The sequence below is a fragment of the Flavobacterium sp. FG68 genome (assembly GCF_057808895.1).
On sequence record NZ_JBMDIY010000049.1, the window covers coordinates 15,049 to 38,637 of the forward strand.

Consider the following 23,589-nt stretch of genomic DNA (forward strand, 5'->3'; position numbering starts at 1 on the left):
TCCATTCCGTTTTGCGGAATGGATTTTTTTATTGGAAGAAGTTTTTATTATTTGAAGATAATCTTTCTTGTGACTTCGGCTTTGTTTTCAAGAGTTACTTTTACCAGTAAAACCTGCTCAGCAGCCTGTAAATTTGAAATTGACAATTCTGTCGTTTCAACTTTCTTTTTATTGTATAAAAGTTTTCCTGTAATATCAAAAACAGAAACTTCTTTAATGTTTTCTTTTGAAGAAGTGACCTTGATTGCTTTATCTTTTACAGAAACCAAAAGTCCGTCTTTTACATTTTCAAAATCGCCTGTATCTAATGTTTTATTCGTATAACGAAGTACAAAACGATCTGTAAATGTTCCTATTTCAGTAGTAAATTTATAATTACCGGCTTTTAGGTCGTGTACTTTACTAGTTACTTTGTCTTCCAGATAAACTGCCTGATCGTTTAGCAATCCATCAGTATGGTCAATTGCAATTGTAAATTCTCCTGCAACGGCAGTTCTGTAACCAAGCGGAACTAAATCTGTATCTTCAAAAGGAAGACCACGTCCCTGAATCGTTAGTTTCTTGGCTTCATTTAAACTATAAAAGTCTAAATAAACACTTCCATTAAGAGTAGCTGCATCATAATTTTGATCCCAGCTGTTTGTCGCTCCGTCTATATAACCTACAAGGACTTGTTTAAATAATCCTGTTGTAGTTGACATATTCAGCCATACACGGTTTCTCTCTATATCGGCAGCTGTTTTAAAGAACTGGCTGTTTTCGCCTGGAATTCTCATACTGTTTGTAAAAACAACATCACTTCCTGTACTGGCTTTGAAGAAAAATCCCTGACCTGCTGCAATTTTTCCACTTGCTGCCGGGCCATTAGAAGTTCCTGTACTTCCTGATAAGGTATATACCGAATAATCATCTGGATCATAGTTATATGTTTCATTTCCAGTGGTATTTTCGTCTGGCTGATTAGTGTGTGTCCAGAAATACAATGCTCCAGTTCCTGCGTCGGTTATTAATTTATTTGCACTAATTGCTGACGGATATGGATTTCCGATTAAATGCCACTTTGTTGCTACAGGTGTAATGGTAAAATCTCCATTATTTGGAACCCCCGTAAAAGAAGCTTGAAAAACAGCAGCACTAACATTTTCCTGAGGTCCTCTTACAATATATCCTTGTCCCGGTGTCATAACCTGAGTTCCGTTATAACTAGTTACCCATCCACTTGATGGATTAAAGCTTTGGTATTTATCTGCCAGAGTAGTTGGTGATAAATCATGAAGTGTTATACCCGGTGTTGCAGTAACTGGTACTGACCAGTAAACATAATCGTAACGATTTACAGGAGTTGTGCTTCTTAAATAAGTAATGTTTCCGCTGTTAACAGCATTGGTTGTTTGAACTAAACTTGCATTGTTCTCAAAAGTTAAAGTACTGCCTGTATTAACTGTTACTGCATTTGTAACGGTTAGAGTGTTTGTACTTCTTACTATAAAAGAGCTATTATTATTCAAATTAATTGAATGAGCTTTATATTCAATATTTGTTCCTGTAATTTCCGGCTTGTTTGTAATAGAAGTTAAATCTGGAATCACTACACAGTCATCGACAGTAGGAACTCCACTTGGAGTCCAGTTTCCGGCAACGTTCCAGTTTGTACTTACACTACCATTCCATGTTTTACCTGCATAAGTATTTACAGTAACAACTGTAATTGGAGATTCACATCCTGAACTATTTTTAGTGGTAACATTATATGATGATCCTGTTGCTACTCCAGTAAATATACCAGTTGTATTAGTATAAGTTGTTCCGTCAATACTATAAGTAATTCCTGCAGCTGGTGCCGGACTTGAAACTGTAATAGTTGCTGTAGGCACAGCACATGTTGGCTGAGTTGTTACAGATGCAGTTGGCGCAGTTGGCGTTGGATTTACAGTTAATAAAGCAGAATTTGATATGCTTGAACATGTCCCAACTGTAATGATACAACGAACATAATATCCAGAATATGATAAAGGAATGTTTGCCACATTTAATGATGCAGTTGTATGACCGGTTACCCCAGTAGCTCCGTTTGTGTTTGTCCAAGTTGAATTATCTGGTGAATACTGCCATTGATAAGATGGACTTCCTGCAGAAGTAACTATGGTAAATGTATGATTTTTGCCTTCACAAACCGCAATTGCTTGCGGATGTGTTGTTATTGTTGGTAATGCGTTTACAGTTGTGGTAACTGAAGTAGCAGAAGTTGCTGTACAGCTGCTTGTATCTGTATAATTAACAGATACCGTTTTGCTTCCTGCAGTCAGCCATTTTAAAGTAACAGTATTACTTCCTGTACCAATTCCTCCAGATGTAATAGTATAATCAGTGCCTAAAGTACCTGGAACAGTCCAGATATAATTTGTCTGACCCGTTTGTGTTGTATAAGTAACATCTGAACTCGCACAAGTTGTAGCTCCTGGCGATACTGTAAATGTAGGAGTTGGACGCAAATTCACAGTTGTAGTTGAGGAAACAGCTGTAGTTGCAGTACAACTATTTGTGTCTGTGTAATTTACAGAAACTGTTTTGCTTCCCGCTGTTAACCATTTTAAAGTAACAGTATTACTTCCTGTACCAGTTCCTCCAGATGTAATGCTGTAATCAGTACCTAAAGTACCCGGAACAGTCCATACATAATTTGACTGAGTAGCTTGTGTTGTATAGGTAACATCAGTATTAGAACAAGTTGCAGCTCCCGGAGAAGTTGTAAAGGTTGGAGTTGGACGTAAGTTTACAGTTGTAGTTGCAGAAGCTGCTGATGCTCCATTACAGCTGCTTGCATTTGTATAGTTTACAGTTACTGTTTTGCTTCCCGCTGTTAACCATTTTAAAGTAACAGTATTACTTCCAGTGCCAATTCCACCAGATGTAATGCTGTAATCAGTACCTAAAGTACCCGGAACAGTCCAGATATAATTTGTCTGACTAGCTTGTGTTGTATAAGTTATATCAGTATTAGAACAAATTGTAGCTGCCGGAGTTGGACTAAAAGTTGGAGTTGGACGTAAATTCACAGTAGTTGTTGATGAAACAGCTGCTGTTGCAGTACAGCTATTTGTATCTGTATAGTTTACCGATACTGTTTTGCTTCCCACTGTTAACCATTTTAGAGTAACAGTGTTGCTTCCTGTACCAATTCCACCAGATGTAATGCTGTAATCAGTCCCTAAAGTACCTGGAACAGTCCATACATAATTTGACTGAGTAGCTTGTGTTGTATAAGTTACATCGGTATTAGAACAAGTTGCAGCTCCCGGAGAAGTTGTAAAGGTTGGAGTTGGACGTAAGTTTACAGTTGTAGTTGCAGAAGCTGCTGATGCTCCATTACAGCTGCTTGCGTTTGTATAGTTTACAGTTACTGTTTTACTGCCAGCTGTTAACCATTTTAAAGTAACAGTATTACTTCCTGTGCCAATTCCTCCAGTTGTAATAGTATAGTCAGTACCTAATGTACCCGGAACAGTCCAGATATAATTTGTCTGACTAGCTTGTGTTGTATAAGTTATATCAGTATTAGAGCAAATTGTAGCTGCCGGAGTTGGACTAAAAGTTGGAGTTGGACGTAAACTCACAGTAGTCGTTGATGAAACAGCTGCTGTTGCAGTACAGCTATTTGTATCTGTATAGTTTACCGATACTGTTTTGCTTCCCGCTGTTAACCATTTTAGAGTAACAGTATTACTTCCAGTACCAATTCCTCCAGTCGTAATAGTATAATCAGTGCCTAAAGTACCTGGAACTGTCCAAAGATAATTACTCATTCCAGCTTGTGTTGCATAAGTAACATCAGTATTAGAACAAGTTGCAGCTCCCGGTGGAGATGTGAAAGTTGGAGTTGGACGTAAATTTACAGTTGTAGCTGCAGAAGCTGCAGATGCTCCGTTACAGCTGCTTGCGTTTGTATAGTTTACAGTTACAGTTTTACTTCCCGCAGTCAGCCATTTTAAAGTAACAGTATTACTTCCTGTGCCAATACCTCCAGTTGTAATAGTATAGTCAGTGCCTAAAGTACCTGGAACAGTCCAGATATAATTTGTCTGACTTGCTTGTGTTGTATAAGTTATATCAGTATTTGAGCAAATAGAAGTTACAGGAGTTGGACTAAAAGTTGGGATTGGACGCAAATTCACAGTAGTCGTTGATGAAACAGCTGCTGTTGCAGTACAGCCATTAGAATTTGTATAGTTTACAGATACTGTTTTACTTCCCGCTGTTAACCATTTTAGGGTAACAGTATTACTTCCTGTACCAATTCCACCAGATGTAATGCTGTAATCAGTGCCTAAAGTACCTGGAACAGTCCAAATATAATTTGTTTGTGTAGGTTGGGTTGTATAAGTTACATCAGTATCAGAACAAATTGTAGCTGCTGGAGAAGCAGTAAAAGTGGGAGTTGGTAAAGCATTTACAGTAAGTGTTACTGCGTTTGATGTTACGCTTGTAGTACAAACGTCACCAACAACTACAGTATAATTTCCAGCATTTGCAGCTGTAGGATTTGTTAATGTAAGTGTATTCGTTCCTTGTCCAGAGATTACTCCTCCATTGGTAACAGCTGTTCCACCTAGTCTCCATGAATAAGTTAGGCCAGATCCTGTTGCAGCAACAGAAATTGTACGTACTCCTGTGCCAGAACAAACAGCAGCCGGTGTTGTTGCTTGAGTTGTAATTGCTGCTGTACTCATGTCGACAAGAACCGATGTTGTTGTCGTTGTCGTTCCACAAGTTACCTGAACACGATAATATGTTTTTGCAGTTTGAGTAGTGGAAAATGTAGAATTTGAATTTGTAATATCTTGATATCTAATCAATAAGTTGTCAATGATGTGATTGTCGTTTGAACCTCCGGTTCTTGCAGCAAACTTATATTTCCAAGTTGATTTATTAGTTGAAAGATAAGCTGCAGGAAGAGATAAATCAGAAACAACTACTGATCCATTAATTCTTAATGTAAGTTTTCCTTTAGAATCTACCGTCAAAACTACTGGAGTATTTCCTGTAGTTGGTCTTAATGATGGAACGTCGATTGCTGAATTGAAAAGTACATTCCCAGCATATAATACACGAACACGACTACCAGCAGCTACGCCTTCATTGTCATAAGTATCAAATTGTACAATAATTCCTGATCCTTGACCGCTTTCTCCTCCAGCGGCATCACTGGTTATATCACCTGCATAACTTAAACTAAAACCGTCAGCACCAGTACCTCCAGAAGGAATTTGATAATCGAAATTTACTGTAAATGCATCCATGTTTGTACCAGGAGTAGTTTGAATTACCCAAGCTCCATTTAAACTATTTGTTGCTGGAGTTAACAATAATTGATTTGCTGTTATAGTGGCACTACCATAAAGGTTAGTATTAGTCGGTAATGAATTGAATGCTTCGGTTCCAAAAAAAGTTATTGGAGCAGGAGTAGCATTTGTCCAAGCTGCGTTATCTGGAGAAGTCTGCCATACATATGTAGCTCCATCTGATAATGTGCTGCTCGGCAATGAAATTGTGAAAGGAACATTTGGACATACCGTAGAGACAGAACTTACCGGAGCTCCCGCTGTACCTGAGCATCCAGATTGTACAGTTACTTTATAATCTTCCATTTGCCCACTGCTTCCGCTTATGACACAAGGAGTATTATTATATCCAGTTAAACGACCAATAATTCTCATCTTGATGTCGCTAGTAACTATGCTTGGGACTGTAATATACACCGATGCAGCTTTACCATCAGCAGTCGTTCCTACTGAATTTCTGATAGTTCCTATTTGAGAATACTCACCAGCATCATCAAAATCACCATCATTATTCCAGTCAAAAAATGCAGAATAGTAAACGTTTTGGTCTCCTCCTGTATTTCCTCTTACTGTTAAAGCATAACTTTTTCCTTGAGTAATTTTAGTTGGAGTATCCGCAGTAAAATCTTCGTAACCAGTTGTTGCAGAGCTTGTTTTTGATAATGTATTTAAGCTTACATTTATAATTTGTAATACTGATGAAAAATTAGCACAAGTACTTGAAGATACATTTATTTGTCCTGTTGTAGCAGCAAAATAGGCATCACTTTTATTAGTTGCTGGAGAACTTGAACTACCCCAAGAACCTGGTAGAGCTAGAGTAGAACCTAATGTTAAGGTGTTTGCAGTATGAGTTTGTGTGCCTAAATTGGCATTTATGCCAGAATTTATTATTAATGTATTTGTTATTGCTGTAGCTCCAGTAGAAGCAAATGTTTTTGTACCACTTCCCGAAAAAGTTAGAGCATAAAAAGTAGGAACATTAAAAGATTGATTTGCTCCATTTAATGTAACCGTTCCTGTGCCTGGAGTGAATGTACCACTGTTGGTAAAATTTCCGCCAATTGTTAAATTATTATTACTCGTTGCTAATGTTACAGTATTAGCAATATTTACATCAGAAGTAACAATTGTAGCTCCTCCGAGTGTTTTAGTTCCAGAATTTGAGACTGTTAAATTCGAATAAGTTGTATTAAATATTGTTTGTGTTGTTCCATTATAATTAACTGTATTTCCAGCAACTGTAGCAGTAAGAGTTGTTACTGGAGTCGTTGTTGCAGTAATATTTAGCTGACTGGTTGCGGTAGCATTGTTAAAAGTTGAAATTGTTCCTGAACTTGCTAAATTAGCAGTTCCATTATTCGTAATTCCCGTTATTGTATTCGAACCACTAATATTTAAAGTTCCAGTACCCGTATTTACAAAATTTGCTGTTGCAGTACTAATAGATCCAGTTGCATTTATTGTAGCTGTTCCAGAATTTGTTAAAGTATTTATAGAGCTGTTATTAGTAGTGTTTATATTTAGAGTTGCCCCAGAATTGTTGGTTAGAGAACTAGATCCGGCAAGTGTATTGGTTACTGTTAGAATTCCATTATTTGAAACGCCAATATTGGCAGTTAATCTTGGTATACTAATTGTCCCGTTCAAGGTTTGTGTATTTGTGTCAAAAGTCTGAACTCCTGTACCTGTGGTAAATGTTCCATTATTTGTAATTCCTCCTCTAAATGTAACTCCTACATTTGAAGAGTTATTCCAATTTCCTCCGGAGTTAACGGTAACTAATCCTATGAAGGTTTTTGCTCCCGTATTGTTACTGAGGTTTAATGTTCCAGTAATTGAAGTGGTTCCCGTAATTGTTATAGCGTGGTTATTAACGGTTAAAATTCCACCAGTTGAAATTTGTAAATTTCCAGTTATACTCCAAGCTGTCGTTGTTGACATTGTACAGCCATTTTGTATAATAAAAATATCACCCGCAGTAGTAAAATTTGCGGGATTACTTCCGGTACTATTTGTATTTGTCCACCAGTTTGTTAAAGTACTTGGTGAAATAGTACCACTTGTAGGACTGTAATAAGTCGCAGCATTCGCAAATGAAATAACAAAAAACATCCCCAAACAAATTAATCTTAAACTAAGAGTGAAAGACTTTTCTTTAGAAGAATTAGGGAATAATAAAAATAAAGAACGAACGAACAAAAGTAGTTTTCGAATCATAGTAGGCGTGGTATTAAATTTGTTTTTGGCTTAAATTCAAATAAAAAATTTCAAGTTTCGTTATAAACGAAAAGACTAATTTTGAACTTAAATTCTTATTAATAACTGTTTAATAAACAGGGCAATTTAACAAACAGAATTTACCCACAAAAATATTATAATTCTCAACATAAACAAGGTTTTGAAAAAATAGTTTTGTCAAAAAGGCAATAAACACATCATAATTTAACATTTAAATGGTTATTTTTACCACTTATAGTTAAAAAGAAAGAAAATACTCATGAATGTAATTTTTACTCCAAAAGAAGCATTACAGAAATTAGAACGATTTTGTGCCTATCAGGAACGCTGTCATGACGAAGTTGTTTCGAAACTTTATAGCTTAAAAATGACTTCTGATGAAATTGATTCTATTGTTGTTCAGTTAATTGAAAATAATTTTTTGAATGAAACACGTTTTGCCTGTAGCTTCGCAAGAGGTAAACACAGAATCAAAAATTGGGGAAAAATCAGGATTACGAATGAGCTTAAATTGCGAAATATTTCTTCAACAAATATAAATCTCGCTCTTAAAGAAATTTCAAATGAAGAATATTTTGAAACTTTTGAAAATTTATCTGAAAGATGCTGGAATAGTATTCAGGAAAAAAATAATTTAAAAAAGCGCAAAAAATTTTGTGACTATCTTCTTCGAAGAGGTTATGAAAGTAATCTTGTTTATGAAAAAGTTAAAGAATTAGAGCAAGAATAAACATCAAAAAAAGATATTTAGAATTGCATTTTTTGCCTCACTTTAAATATTAAATTTTTATTTGAAAATATCTTAAATTCCTTACGGAATAAAAAATAACGCAAAGTTGTAAAATATTGCTTTTTTGAGGATTTTTTACAAAACCAGACGTTTTTTCGATTATTATCCCAAAAAAACAAAGCTAAAACGCTTATTACTAAGGATTTTTCTTATTTTTAATTTACTTGTTTTATAAGAAATTCCATAAAATCATCATTTTCGCCGTGCATTTCATCGATTATTCTATCAGTTTATCGATTATATGCCTATTCTAAAAACCACTAGAAAATCTAACACGTAGATGTATCTATATTTGCGCGGGTGTAATGTATTATGCCAGCATAACAATCTGATAGAAAACATTTAACATGATGAGAACTCTACTTTTATTTTTGTTTTTACCCTTTTTTGGATTTGCACAAACTGTTGATTTAGCTTCATGGGCTTTAACATCAGATGGCAATATTACAACCAAACAAAGTTATGTGCAGTCTGGTACTTTTACATCAGATCAAAACCCTATAGCATATGGAAGCACAGGGGCATTAGTTACCGGATGGAATAATTCTGGTTTCGTACACTATCGATACATTGAAGTTTCGATTACACCTACAACAAACAATGTTATCTGGATTTCAAATTTAGTTTTTCAACAGGCTAGTATTCCAAATGGAGGGACACCTGGCCCATCTACTTATATTGCAAAATATTATGTTTCTCAAAACGGAACTGTTCCTGGAACAGATGAATTTTTCAATACTGCCAGCAATTTAGTTGCAGAAGAATCAATTTCAGGAAATCCTTCAAAGAGTATTAAAATCAATGAATCTTTAAATTCAAATCAAAAATTAATTATTCGCCTTTACACAAAAGGGAATGATTATAATAATATTAAATGGAAGATTTTACCAAATACGTTAAAGTTTACAGGTAAATTAATGGGACCCTTAGCTGGACCGTATACCATTGGAAGCGTTGCAACTGCAGATTTTAATACTTTAACATCTGCGGTAAATACTCTTAACAACGTTGGTGTTTCTGCAGCGGTAACATTTTTACTTGACAATACAGCGTATACCAGAGCAACAAATGAAGTTTTTCCATTAAACATAAACCCTTATTTCAACAATACACAATACAAAGTTACTTTTAAGCCAAATACAGGAAAAACAGTTTCAATTGAAGCTACAAATTTGCCAACATCAACATCTAATCCAACAGTTTTTAAATTAAATGGAGTGGATAATGTTGTTTTTGATGGAAGTAATAATGCAACAACATCTAAAAACTTAACTATCTACAATAACAATCCATTAAACCCAAAGAAAAGTGTAATATGGATTGCGAGTGAAAATGGAACAAACGGAGCATTAAATAACGAGATTAAAAACTTGATTTTAAGACAAAACTATAGAGATGATGATTTGTCTATTGGAGTTTTTGGAGGAGGAACGAGTTCTGTTGGAAGTGATGCAGAGTCTGCAAACTCAAATAATTTAATTCAAAATGTAACTTTTACAAAAGTTGGCCAAGCTGTTTATGTAGCCGGAAATGCAACAAATCTTTCAACTAGCTGGAAAATTCAAAACAATATAATTGGAGGAACAACTGTAGCTGATAAACCATTTTTAGGTGTTTATCTAAATAATGCTAAAGATTATGAGATTTCAGGCAATACAATAAATGGGGTTCAAAAAAACACTACGGGATACAGCCCAATGCATTCGGGGATAATTATCTTAGGAACAAGTAATGGTCAAATTTTTAGCAATACTATCAATGATGTAAATAATAGTGTCTCAAATGGTTATTGTGCCGGAATCTATATTGACAAAGGAACAAATACTATTTACAGTAACACAATAACAACAATCGCAAATGGTGTTGATACAAGTGGTATTTCTATAAACGGAGGAACAAATACTATTTATGGAAATGCAATTAGCGGTGTATCAGCTTCTAAAGATGTAAACGGTATAGCTTTAAATGCAGGGACAAGTCATGTTGTTTATGGAAATACAATAAGTGCTATTAGCTCTGTAGATGAAAAAGCAAATGGATTGTATATTAACAATAACACGAATACAGTATATAATAACATAATTAGTAATGTTTACTCTAAAAAAGCATCATCTAGTATTAATTATAACTCAGGTTCTGGAGGTAAAATTTATTACAATACATTGGTGATGAACTCAGCTTCTGCAGTAACAAATTCGGCTTGTTTAACAATTGCTGCCGGAAGTAGTATCGGAATTAAAAATAATATTTTCTATAATTCGCAAACGACAGGAAATCAGTATTTAATAAATTCCAGTACAGATCATACTGCTATAACAGAATTTAATAATAATAATTATTACTTAGCGAGTACAGGTGTCTTATCAAATAAATTATCATCAGGAACCTATACAACTCTTGCCGCCTGGAAAGCAGTTGCTGCTGCAAAAGAACAAAGTTCTATTATAGTTGAACCTAAATTTATTTCAACAACAGATTTTCACTTAGCTCAAAATACAACAAACTCTGGAATTCATGCTAAAGGAACTCCAATAACTGGTTTTACAACAGATATTGACAACGAAACAAGAAGTACAACAGCACCAGATATGGGAGCTGACGAAATTATTATTTGTGGACAAGGAGATCAGACAACATTTGGAGTAGACTCTTGGATAGGTTATGTTTATAAATGGACAAATGCTGCTCCAAACCCTGCCTATAATGCAGCGGCGGCAACAGCAACAAACGTTTTTATTGGTAATGTAACTGAACCAGCGATTTTTGATCGTAATATTGGAGCAAGTACAGTAAGAGGAGTTACAACAAATATATGCGGAACCGCTCCTGCAGATAACTTTTTTGTTCGTTACAAAATGAGAACAACGACTGCAGCAGGAACTTATAATTTTTCAATTGGAAGTGATGATGGTATAAAATTATACATTGATGGTAATTTGGTTTTAAGCAGATGGAATGACCATAGCTTTATTCTGGATGCGACCTTATATACATTATCTGCAGGATCTCATGAATTTATCTTAGAATATTATGAAAATGTAGGTTCTTCACGTACTACTTTTTCATACGGTTTAATTAAAGGAGATAACGTTAATTTGCCATACGGAAATAATGTTTGGAATGTTTACGGTTTTACAAAAAACAATTTTGATTTAACTCAAACTGCTTATGCAGGAACATATGTTGATTCGAATTTAAATATTAACACAACAACTTCATGGGCAGCTGATAAATCTCCGTCTTCAGCAACTTCATGGCAAGGAGCACCAATCCCGGTTGACAACTTTACCGTAACTTACAAACGTCAAGGTTTTCCTTGTGGAAATTATCAGCTTCAGGTTGTAAACTGCGATGATGATATGAGAATTTATGTAAATGAAGTGTTAGAATATACAGCAGGACAAAATATTGGAGCTCCTGTTTTAGTTAAAACGGGTCAAATTTATAGTTTAAATAAAAATTCAAAAATAGAAGTTCGATTAAGAGAAGATGCTGGAGATGCAAAAATGGCTTTAAATCTGGTTGCTATACCAACAATCTACGATGGTTCATCAGCTCCGGCAAGCGGTTCTGCAATAACAATTTCGGCTAATACAACGTTAAATTCAGATCTTGAAGTTTGTTCTTGTACAATTAACCCGGGTGTTACATTGACGGTTCCAACAAATAGAACGTTAACAGTACAAGAAACTACAACTGTTGGTGCTGGCGGAAAACTTTTAATCAAAAACGGAGGGTCATTATTGCAAAAAAGCACAGATGCAAATGCATATCAGGGAGCAGCAAATTCGTTTGAATTGCAAAGAGCTACTGCCCCTATTCGTCGTTATGATTTTACTTATTGGTCGTCACCGATAACAGCAACTCCGGGACTAACGTTGCATGATTTGTCACCAACAACACTGGCAGATAAATATTACAGTTATAATCCAACTACTGGATGGACAATAAATTATAATGGAACTTTAGTAATGACTCCGGGACAAGGATATATTGTAAGATCTCCACAGGAATATGATATAAACAGTACTGCAGTTTATTTAGCTTCTTTTAAAGGTGTGCCGAATAATGGAAATATTACGGTTACGCCAACAGCAACTAAATGGAACCTGATTGGGAATCCTTATCCGTCAGCGATAAGTGCAAATAGTTTAATCAATGACGCAGGAACTGGAGCTTTATATTTTTGGACACATAATTCACCTCCAAGCGGAGCCGTGGCTGGAGATGCAAAATACAATTATACTACTTCAGATTATGCCGTATATAGTTTAACCGGAAGTGTTGTAACAACAGGCGGTGCAGCTGCCCCTTCGGGATACATTGCTGCAGGACAGGGATTTTTCTTTAAAGCTAGTACAGGTAATAATATTGTATTTACAAATAGTATGAGAATTGCTGGTAATAATACCCAATTCTTCAAAACTTCAGAAAAAGCTGCAGTTGAATCAAACCGCGTATGGCTGAACTTTACTAATGCAGAAGGAGCTTTTAAACAAGCATTGATTGGTTACCTTGACGGAGCAACAAACAGCTGGGACCAAAATTATGATGCAGCAACACTTAACGGAAATACATATACAGATTTTTACAGTATTAATGATGCAAAAAAATTAACGATTCAGGGTCGTGCAACACCTTTTGAAGATACTGATGTAATTCCTTTGGGATATAAATCAGCAATTGCAGGTGAGTTTACTATATCTATAGATCATGTTGACGGTTTGTTTGAAGATCAAAAAGTATATCTTGAAGATAAAGTAACTAATACAATCCAGGATTTAAAAGCCGGTAACTATAAATTTACTACTGAGATAGGAACATTTACAGATCGTTTTGTACTTCGTTATACGAATAAAACATTAGGTACAGGCGATTTTGAAAATGTAAAAGACGGACTTTTGGTTTCTGTAAAAGATAAAGCAATCAAAGTCACTTCTTCAAAAGAAAACATTAAAGAAGTAAATATATATGATATTACAGGAAAGCTTTTATATAGTAAAAATAAAATAGGAACGACAGAATTATCGATTTCGAATCTGCAGTCTGCCGATCAGGTTTTATTAGTAAAAGTTATTCTTGAAAATGACTCTGCAACAACAAGGAAAATCATTTTCAAATAATTAAAATAAAATATAAAAAAAATCCGACAGTGAAAGCTGCCGGATTTTTCCATGTAATGAACGTACTAAATAAAAAGAGTAAAGTAAAAATAAGTTTAAATTTTTTTAAGAATTAAATCATTATTAATAACCGAATCAAACCAAACACAAATTGTATGCCCCAAAAATTACTTTTGTTTACCCGTTCTTTATTTAAAAAGATACTGTTTATATTTTTATTGGTTTCTTTAAAAATGTCAGCGCAGCTAACAGCTGTTTCAAGAATCCACACTGATTGGAACGGATACTGGACTTCAAATTCTACTACTGGAGTTGGTAATCGTCCAGACAGAGAAAACAACCTATTGGCATTCTCATGGAATGGAACTACTTATTCAACAGGAGTTAGTAATACGACTCTAGATTCGCACTCTGTAGTTTATAATGCACAAAAATTTAGAGCATTAAAAATTCAATCTCTTGGTTCAACATCAAGCTCATACTTTTTGCAAGGTTCTATGATAGACGGATCAACAAGTACGGCTACTTTGGTTCCTGCTTTAGCCGGTTCAACTGCTACTGGAGCTGAACTTGCATCAAGATTAACTGATGGATCAAGCGGACTTTCAATTGGTACAGGTGTTGCTAATATAAAAGCCGGAACAGCTGAATTTAAAGTAGGTACCAATAACCTGAATCTTTCAGGTATTGGTGACGGAATTCCTGATTTAATTGTAACGCAGGTTGCAGACCCAGGAGGAACACCAGATACTTTTAAATTTATCGATGCATTAGGAAATACCGTAGGAACTGAATTATCTATAAAGTTTGATGCTGTAACTGCGATTGGTACGTATAGTCTTGATTTATTTAAAATGGATGGAACTCTCGGATTTGCTGCCGCATCAACAAGAGACATTAGAATGCTTGCAATCGAAACCAGTCAATTTGGAATAACATCTGCAAACGCTGCTCAGGTGGACCGTTTTGTAGTAACTTTTTCAGGCAGTTCAGATTGTGCTTTTATTGCTTTTAATACAAATTCATTAAAAATTGCTGAATTAAGTCTTATAAAAACAGCTTCGATGCCATCATGCGGGAAAGCTGGAGATGTTATTAATTATACTTTTAATGTAAAAAACACAGGAGAAGTTCCTATTACAGATGTTCGTGTGACTGATCCAATGCCGGGAATTATTATTACAGGAAACCCAATTGCTAGTTTGGCCGCCGGAGCAACTGCTACATTAGCCGGAACTTATACGATTACTAGTAATGATGTACTTACTGGAAGAGTTGTTAATTCTGCAAAAGTTACCGGAACTGACCCATCGTTAAATGTCGTTGAAGATATTTCGGGACATACCTATACAGATAATATTTCAACATCCATAGATTTACTGCCACCACCAACCATTGGCACAATAAGCGATGTTTCATGCGCTGCTTTAGGAAGTGTTATTTTAAATAACTTACCAGCAACTGGAACTTGGACTATAGAAAGAAGCCCGGGATCTGCTACATATACGGGTTCAGGAACTAGTACAACAATTCCTTTATTAGCTGCCAATACTTATACATTTAGAGTAACAGATAATACCAGAGGCTGTAAGTCACCATCGAGTTTAGGAGCAACAATTACTGATCAATCTTCGACAACATGGAATGGAACAGCTTGGTCTAACGGAACTCCAACTGCAACAAAAAGAGCTGTTTTTACTGGAGCGTTTGCAATTTCAGCAGATTTAACCGCTTGTTCTTGTACCATAAATAGTGGTGTTAACATGACAGTTCCATCTGGAAGGACTTTAACAATTACTAACTCTTTAAATGTTAATTCAGGCGGTTCATTAACCTTTGATAATAATGCAAGTTTGGTTCAAACTACTAATGCGGTTAATACTGGAAACATTACTTATTTAAGAAGCACTACGCCTGTAAATCGTTATGATTATGTATACTGGTCAATACCAGTTACGGCAACACCCGGAATGACGCTTCATGATTTATCGCCAACAACATTGGCAGATAAATACCAAAGCTTTAATCCATCAAGTGGATGGGTAACTAGTTATAACGGAACTTTGGTAATGACACCAGGGCAGGGTTATATCATAAGAGGACCACAAGGTAATGTAAGTCCAGCTGTTTTTCAGGCCTCATTTACAGGAGTTCCAAACAATGGAAATATTACGGTTACTCCAGTCGCTACAAAATGGAATTTAATTGGAAACCCATACCCATCAGCAATAGATGCCGATAGATTGATTAATGACGCTGGTGTTGGAGCATTGTATTTCTGGACACACAGTAACCAGCCTGACGAAAACACCAATGGAAATGCAACTTACAACTATGACCCGGATGATTATTCGGTATATACCTTATCAGGAAGCACAGGAACTTCAAATGGTCCGCCTGCAAGTGGGAAAATTGCAGCAGCTCAGGGATTTTTCTTCAAAGCCAGTACAGGAAATAATGTTGTTTTTACAAACAGTATGCGAATTGCAGGCAATAACAGTCAGTTCTTTAAAACGGCTCAAACCAATCTTGAAAAAAACCGTTTATGGCTTAATATCTCAAATGCTACAGGATTGTATAAGCAGGTACTAATTGGTTACATTGAAGGAGCAACAAACAGCTGGGATCAAAATTATGATGCAGCAACACTCAACGGAAGTGTCAATTTAGACTTTTACAGTTTAAATGATGCTAAAAAACTAACTATTCAAGGACGTGGACTTCCTTTTGAGGATACAGATTTAATTCCGCTTGGATACAGAACTGCTGTTGCAGGAGAATTTACAATTGCAATAGATCATACGGATGGATTATTGAATGATCAGGCAATTTATCTTGAAGATAAAAAAACAGGTACAATTTATAACCTAAAAGCTGGAAACTATAAATTTACTACCGATATAGGAACATTTACAGATCGTTTCACGCTTCGTTATACTAACAAAACATTAGGAACCGGAGATTTCGAAAATGTAAAAGACGAACTTTTGGTTTCTGTAAAAGATAAAGCAATCAAAGTCACTTCTTCAAAAGAAAACATTAAAGAGGTTTCAGTTTTTGATATCACCGGCAAACTTTTATACAATAAAAAGAAAGTTGGAACGACAGAATTGTCAATCTCAAATTTACAGGCTGCTGAGCAGATTTTGCTCGTAAAAGTTACCCTTGAAAACAAAGCAGAAATAACAAGAAAGATTATCTTTAAATAGAAAAAAACTTCTTCTAATAAAAAAAATCCATTCCGTTTTGCGGAATGGATTTTTTGTTTTTAAAATAAATAAAAAATCACCAAAAGTGGGTATTGTATTATTTTTCAAAGTAAATTAATTTCGGTTAATTCTTACAAATATTAATTTACTATTTTACGACTTTGATAAAATACATCCTGTTCCTCATTTTTCTGCCTTTCACAAACACTCTTATTGCCCAACAGGGAAAAGTTGATAACACTTTTAATACAATCGATGACGGATCTAAAGGAGATGGATTTAACGCGACTGTCCGAACTCTTTTTTTGCAGCCAGACAATAACCTGATTGTTGGAGGTGAATATACAAGTCTGCACGGAATTCCATCTTCATACTTAACTCGTTTAAAACCGGACGGAACAATAGACGAAAGTTTTGATACAGGAACTAGTTTTAATGGTAAAATTTATTCTTCAAATGTTCAGCCCGATGGTAAAATATTAGTTGGAGGAAATTTTTCAACTTATAATGGAAAAAATGCGGGAAGGCTCGTTCGCCTAAACAATGATGGGTCTTATGATGAATCTTTTAACACAGTCGTTGCAGCTAGTTCAGGAGCAGGAATTGTTCATGATATAGATTTGCAGTCAGATGGGAAAATTATAATTGCTGGTACTTTTACAAAATATGGTAATACAGCCGTAAACAGAATTGCACGATTACTGCCAAACGGCTTAATAGACACTTCATTTAAAATAGGTATAGGCTCAGCTTTACTCATTTCAAATGTTCGCGTTTTGTCTAATGGGAGGATTTTAGTTGTGGGCAATTTTACCTCTTTTAATGATTTTGACTCTAATGGAATAATCAGGCTAAATTCTGATGGTAGTATAGATAAAGATTTTAATATAGGGACTGGTTTTGATGATAATGTAAATACAATTGAAGTTCAACCCGATGGCAAGATACTCTTAGGAGGAAGTTTTACATCATATAATGGAATTACTGCCAATAGAATTGTGCGTCTTAATGCGGATGGCTCCCGTGATTTCAGTTTTCTTGGATCAGGTTTTAATAATGTTGTTCAGGTTATCAAAATTGATAGTGAAGGAAATATCATGGCTGGCGGATCTTTTACCGGTCGCTATGATGGAGTAACTGTTAATCATGTGGCTTTCTTAAATTCAGACGGAACTATAAAACCTGATTTTGATATGGGTACGGGGCCGGCATCTACTGTTTGGACACTCGCAAATGACTCAGAAGGATCGTGGTTTATTGGAGGAACATTTTCTGTTTTCGATGGACAAAATCAGGGAAGACTGGCAAAAGTAAATTTAGAAGGAGAACAAGATACCGGTTATTTGGCCTCTGGAATTGGTTTTGATAATTCTGTTTTAAAAATCATTCCATTAGAAAATCAAAAAACAATAGTACTTGGGAACTTTACGAAGTTCAATAATAATCCTGCTTTTAGAATTGCAAGACTTTTAGAAGACGGATCATTTGACCCCGATTTTAATACTGGCCAAACCGGAGCAAATAACTTAATAAAAACAGCTATTCTTCAAGCAGACGGTAAAATTATTTTGGGTGGAAATTTCACCAAATATAATGATCAGCTTTATAATAGAATTGTTAGAATTTTTCAAGACGGATCAATTGATAATTCCTTCAATATGGGTTCAGGATTCAATAGCCAAATTTATGCTATGGCATTACAGTCCGATAATAAAATTATTGTTGCAGGAAACTTTACACGCTACAATGGCGATCTTTCAATAATTAGGATTGTAAGGTTACTGCCCAATGGTTCACAAGATCCAACTTTTAATACAGGTCTTGGCGCAGATGCTATAATAGACGATATTCTAATTCAGCCCGACGGAAAGATTTTAATCGGAGGAAGATTTATAAAATTTAATGATCAGTCCTATCAGCATTTGGTTCGATTAAATACAGATGGAAGTATCGATACAAGTTTTAATATTGGAGAAGGTTTTGATAAAAATGTTTACGCAATTGCATTACAATCAGACGGAAAAATAGTTGTTGGCGGGTCTTTTTTAATGTATAATAAAAGTTCGCAAAAACGAATTCTTCGTCTAAATTCTAACGGAAGTTTAGACAGCAGTTTTGATTCCGGAACAGGTTTTAATAAAGGAGATATTCGTGCAATTTTGGTACAGCCAGATGATCGTCTTTTAGTTGGCGGAACCTTTTCAGGAACTTATAAAAATTACCCTTCTTTAAGATTAATAAGATTGCTAAAAACAGGAGATTTTGATAACACCTTCAATGCATCAGTAAACAATAAAATTTTTGCATTAAGTATTACATCCGATTTTAGACTTTTAATAGGAGGAAATTTTAATTCTGTTTCAGGATTTTCCAAGCATAGAATTTGTCGGTTAAAACTTTGTCTCGAATCAACAATTTGGGATGGTCGTTCATGGTCAAACGGTTATCCGTCTGGAGGAAAAGAAATCTTTTTTAAAGAAGATTTTCCGATTTTAAATTCATCGAATGTTTGCAGCTGCAGCATTGAAGCAGGAAAAAAAGTTACACTTTTAAGTGGAAATACTTTAGGAATTGAATTTTCATATTCAGGTTTAGGAACATTAGCTTTAGAAGATTCAGCCAGTTTATACCAATCAGATGATGATATGGTAAATTCTGGAATTCTGCAGATGAAAAGAAAAACAAATCCTGTTTTAAAATTTGATTATACCTATTGGTCTTCTCCAGTCAATAATCAAAAACTAATTGATCTTTCACCTCACACATTATTTGATAAATATCAGTCGTACAATTCTGCATTGCCAGGCTGGAAAATTGAAGAACCATCCAGTTATATGTCTTTAGGAAAAGGATATATAATAAGATCTCCTCAGGGATTTTCTCAGTTTGAACGATCTATATATGAAGGAGTTTTTACAGGTGTTCCAAATAATGGAAAGGTTGAAGTTGATTTACAAGAAAACAATAGGTTTTACTTAATTGGAAATCCATATCCATCAGCTATTGATGGGAATATTTTTTTGAGTAAAAACGAATTTAAAATCAAAGGCGCGCTTTATTTCTGGACACATAATACACAAATAACAAATTTAGAATATACATCAGATGACTATGCCGTTTATAATTTAGTTGGCGGGGTGGGTACAAAAGCAATTTCTAAAGGTATCAATGAAACAATTCCCGATGGTAAAATAGCTTCCGGTCAAGGATTTTTTGTTAAAAGTAATCAGTTAGGACTTTTGGAATTCAATAATAGCATGCGAATTTCCGGAACAAATAATAAGTTTTTTAAACCTGTAAAAAGACAAACAGAGACTAAGAAAGAAGCAGCTAAAAATAGATTATGGCTGAATCTTCAAAATGATAATGGTGCTTTTAAACAAATTTTAATTGGATACCTGCCAGGTGCAACAAATTCTTATGATCTAAATTATGATGCAGAAACCTTAAATGGAAACCAATTTGTAGACTTTTATAGTATTAGTGAAAGCAAAAAATTAGTAATTCAGGGACGAGCTTTACCTTTTCAGGATTCTGATGAAATTAATTTAGGATATAAAACGGTAATCGCCGATAGTTTTACAATAGCGATAGATCATTCTGATGGTAATTTGTCAGAACAGGAAATTTATTTAGAAGACAAGCTAATGAATAGTATTTCCAATCTAACCCTAAAAGATTACACCTTTCATAGTGAAATAGGAGTTTTTACAGATAGATTCATCCTTCATTTTACTAATAAAAATTTAAGTGTTGATGATTTTCAGAATACTAAAAATGAAATTTTGGTTTCGTCAAAAGATAAAATAATCAATATAAGATCGAAAAATCAAAAACTAAAAAATGTTCAGCTCTATGATATTAATGGAAAATTACTTTTCGAAAAAAGAAAACTAAACGAGTTTGAATTAGTAATATCAAATTTAAGAATTGTTCATCAAATCATGTTAGTGAAAGTAATTTTAGAAGATGATTTTTCAAAGACAAAAAAGATCATTTTCTAAACTAGAATTTTTATCAATGTAGATAATCCGCCAACATATTTATGTATGGGGATTTTTCTTTTTGAATAGTTTTTATAAGTATAAATTACACTTAATCAATTTGTTGGGTAAATTAACACAACCTACACAATTTTTAAATTATCAACTTAAAAGTGTTAAATCTACAATATTTAACATTTTCCGTCTAAATCTGATGTAAAAAAAATCGTACCTTGTTTTAACAGTCAATCGACGAATATAACATAAAAGCCGTTAATATACATTTTTTAAACCCCTTAAACAAAATGTAACTTATTTTTTATCTGCCAAATACTATTTAATGCTTATTTAAATACCACAAAAAGCAACATTTGCTAACTATTCTTTGCTTTTGTTTCAAAAATCATTTTTGAAGTCAATGTGATTTTTTGAGGTATTTAGAAATTAAACTAAACCAGACTTTCTCTCACTGGTGAATCTTTTTCTGTTAATTAAAAAATAGTGCGATGAAAAAAAAATTACCAATCTTTCTAATCTTACCTCAATTTTTTATTCGTTGTTTTTCTTTATTCAATGAATGCCAAGAGAATTTTTTATCAAATAAAATTAAACTCTCGCTCTTATTCTCCTTTTTTTGTTTTTCCTTATGGGCACAGCCCCCACATACATTGACATCTAATGGAACAATAGTCGTTCCCGCTGGTGTTACGGTAATGGATGTGCAAGCTTGGGGCGGAGGCGGTGCCGGTGGCGGCGCGGGCGGCTCAGGTTTACTTGAAGGACGAAGCGGAGGCGGAGGAGGCGGAGGCGCTTATGCCAGAAGTAATATCAATGTAACAGCCAGCAATACTTTAAATGTTGTAGTTGCCGGTACAGTAGCCGGTACAGTAAATAATGGAGCTGCAGGCGGGCATTCAACCATTACCGGTTATGAAACAGTAATATATGCTGCAGGTGGAGCAGGAGGTTTGGCTAACAATGCAGGTGGAGCACCTGCCGGAGGTGCTGGTGGATCTACAGCAGCCTCTTTTGGTACTACAAAAACTGCTGGTGAAGCAGGAGGAACTGGAGGAAATGTTTTAGCCGCACTTTTATTAAGTTCCGGAAAAGGAGGAAATGGAGCAAGTCCCGGAGGAGGAGCCGGAGGAGCATCTGTGCCAAGCTTAGTTCTTGGAACTACAGTTGGAAACCCCGGTGCTGCCCCAGGAGGAGGAGGTAGTGGCTCAATGAGTTCTGCTCTTGCTGCTGCTCAGCCTGGAGGATCAGGAGCATCTGGTCAGGTTATAGTAACCTATACTTGCCCTACTTATAGTATTACAGGAATTTCGGCAGTAAATGTTTGCAGTAATCTTGGAACTACTTCAGTTGTAACATTGACATCATCTGCTGCGTCTTTACCAACAGGAACTTATACCGTGACATACAGTCGAAGCAATCCAAGTGCGACAGGACTTACAGCAATAATGACTGTGACTACTGCCGGAACGGGAACATTTACAGCAGCAGGTTTAAACACTGTTGGGACAAGTAATATTACCGTTACTAATTTAACATCCGGAGTCTGTTCTTCAGCTATATCTACTTCAAACGTTACAACAGTTACAATTTTTGCTCCTTCAGCTGGTGGAACAGTTTCAGGCGGAACAACAATTTGTGCTGGAGCAACAAGTGCTGCTTTATCTTTAGCAGGACAAACAGGTACAATTCAAAAATGGCAATATTCTATAGCTCCATTTTCAACTTGGACTGATATTGCAAATACAACAAATACTTATACTTCTGGACCGCTTAGTGAAACAACTGAATTTAGAGCTGTTGTTCAAAATGGAGTTTGTACAGCTGCAAATTCTATAGCGACAACAGTAACAGTTAATCCTTTACCACAAGGAACTTTATCAGCAAATGGTCCTTTTTGTGTAACAGGTTCCGGACAATTAACTTTTACCGCAACAGCAGGAACAGGTCCATATACAGTTGTTTATAAAGAAAATGGCGGAGCAGACCGCACTGCAACAGGAGTTGTAAGCGGAACACCGTTTAACACTTTTACAACGCCAGTTATCGCAACAACAACTTATACATTAGTTTCGGTTACGGGAGCAAATACCTGTGTTAGAAGTTCAGGTTTTACAGGAAATACAGCAACAATAACTATCAATCCATTACCGCAGGGAAGTTTGACATCAAACGGCCCATTTTGTGCAACAGGAGCTGGACAATTGACATTTACGGCAACAGCAGGAACTGGTCCATACACAATTGTTTATAAAGAAAACGGAGGAGCAGACAGAACTGCAACGGGAGTTGTAAGCGGAACACCGTTTAACACTTTTACAACGCCAGTTACCGCAACAACAACTTATACATTAGTTTCTGTAACAGGATCAAATACCTGTGTTAGAAGTTCAGGTTTTACAGGAAATTCAACAACAATAACTGTTAATCCATTACCGCAGGGAAGCTTAACTGCAAATGGTCCGTTTTGTGAAACGGGCGCAGGACAGTTAACTTTTACAGCGACATCAGGAGCAGGCCCATATACAATTGTTTATAAAGAAAACGGAGGAGCTGACCGTACAGCAACGGGAGTAGTAAGCGGAACGTCTTTTGCTACTTTTACAACGCCAGTTACCGCAACGACAACTTATACTTTAGTTTCGGTTACAGATGCAAATACCTGTGTTAGAAGTTCTGGTTTCACCCAAAATTCAGCAACAATAACCGTCAACCCATTACCGCAGGGAAGTTTAACAGCAAATGGTCCGTTTTGTGAAACTGGTGCAGGTCAATTAACTTTTACCGCAACAGCAGGAACAGGTCCATATACAGTTGTTTATAAAGAAAATGGCGGAGCTGACCGCACAGCAACGGGAGTTGTAAGCGGAACACCATTCGCCACTTTTA

Annotated in this window: 6 protein-coding genes; 5 read left to right on the forward strand and 1 reads right to left on the reverse strand. The window is 35.4% G+C overall.

Translation table 11 applies throughout. The features are described 5' to 3' along the window. Window positions 1-47: 47 nt before the first annotated feature. Window positions 48-7,454 (reverse strand): DUF8693 domain-containing protein, encoded by a 7,407-nt coding sequence (locus tag ACODSB_RS22565; RefSeq protein WP_488938676.1) that lies wholly within the window; start codon window positions 7,452-7,454, stop codon window positions 48-50. 385 nt (window positions 7,455-7,839) lie between these two features. On the opposite strand from ACODSB_RS22565, the gene ACODSB_RS22570 reads away from it, so the two are divergent. The 5 genes from ACODSB_RS22570 to ACODSB_RS22590 form a co-directional block, all read left to right on the forward strand. Continuing rightward, entirely contained in the window at window positions 7,840-8,310 is a 471-nt protein-coding gene (locus tag ACODSB_RS22570) for a regulatory protein RecX (protein ID WP_256636365.1), read from the forward strand. 407 nt (window positions 8,311-8,717) lie between these two features. Beyond that, complete coding sequence (locus tag ACODSB_RS22575; RefSeq protein WP_488938677.1) at window positions 8,718-13,493, forward strand: DUF8693 domain-containing protein; 4,776 nt, start codon at window positions 8,718-8,720, stop codon at window positions 13,491-13,493. 233 nt (window positions 13,494-13,726) lie between these two features. Next, the gene (locus ACODSB_RS22580) at window positions 13,727-16,702 is read left to right on the forward strand and encodes a DUF8693 domain-containing protein (RefSeq protein WP_488938678.1); all 2,976 of its coding nucleotides are present in this window, start codon (window positions 13,727-13,729) and stop codon (window positions 16,700-16,702) included. A gap of 161 nt (window positions 16,703-16,863) precedes the next feature. Further along, on the forward strand, window positions 16,864-20,706 hold the full coding sequence (locus tag ACODSB_RS22585; RefSeq protein WP_488938679.1) for a DUF8693 domain-containing protein: 3,843 nt from the start codon (window positions 16,864-16,866) through the stop codon (window positions 20,704-20,706). Window positions 20,707-21,353: 647 nt separating this feature from the next. Then, window positions 21,354-23,589 (forward strand): beta strand repeat-containing protein (locus ACODSB_RS22590; protein WP_488938680.1); only part of this gene is annotated, 2,236 nt, incomplete at its 3' end.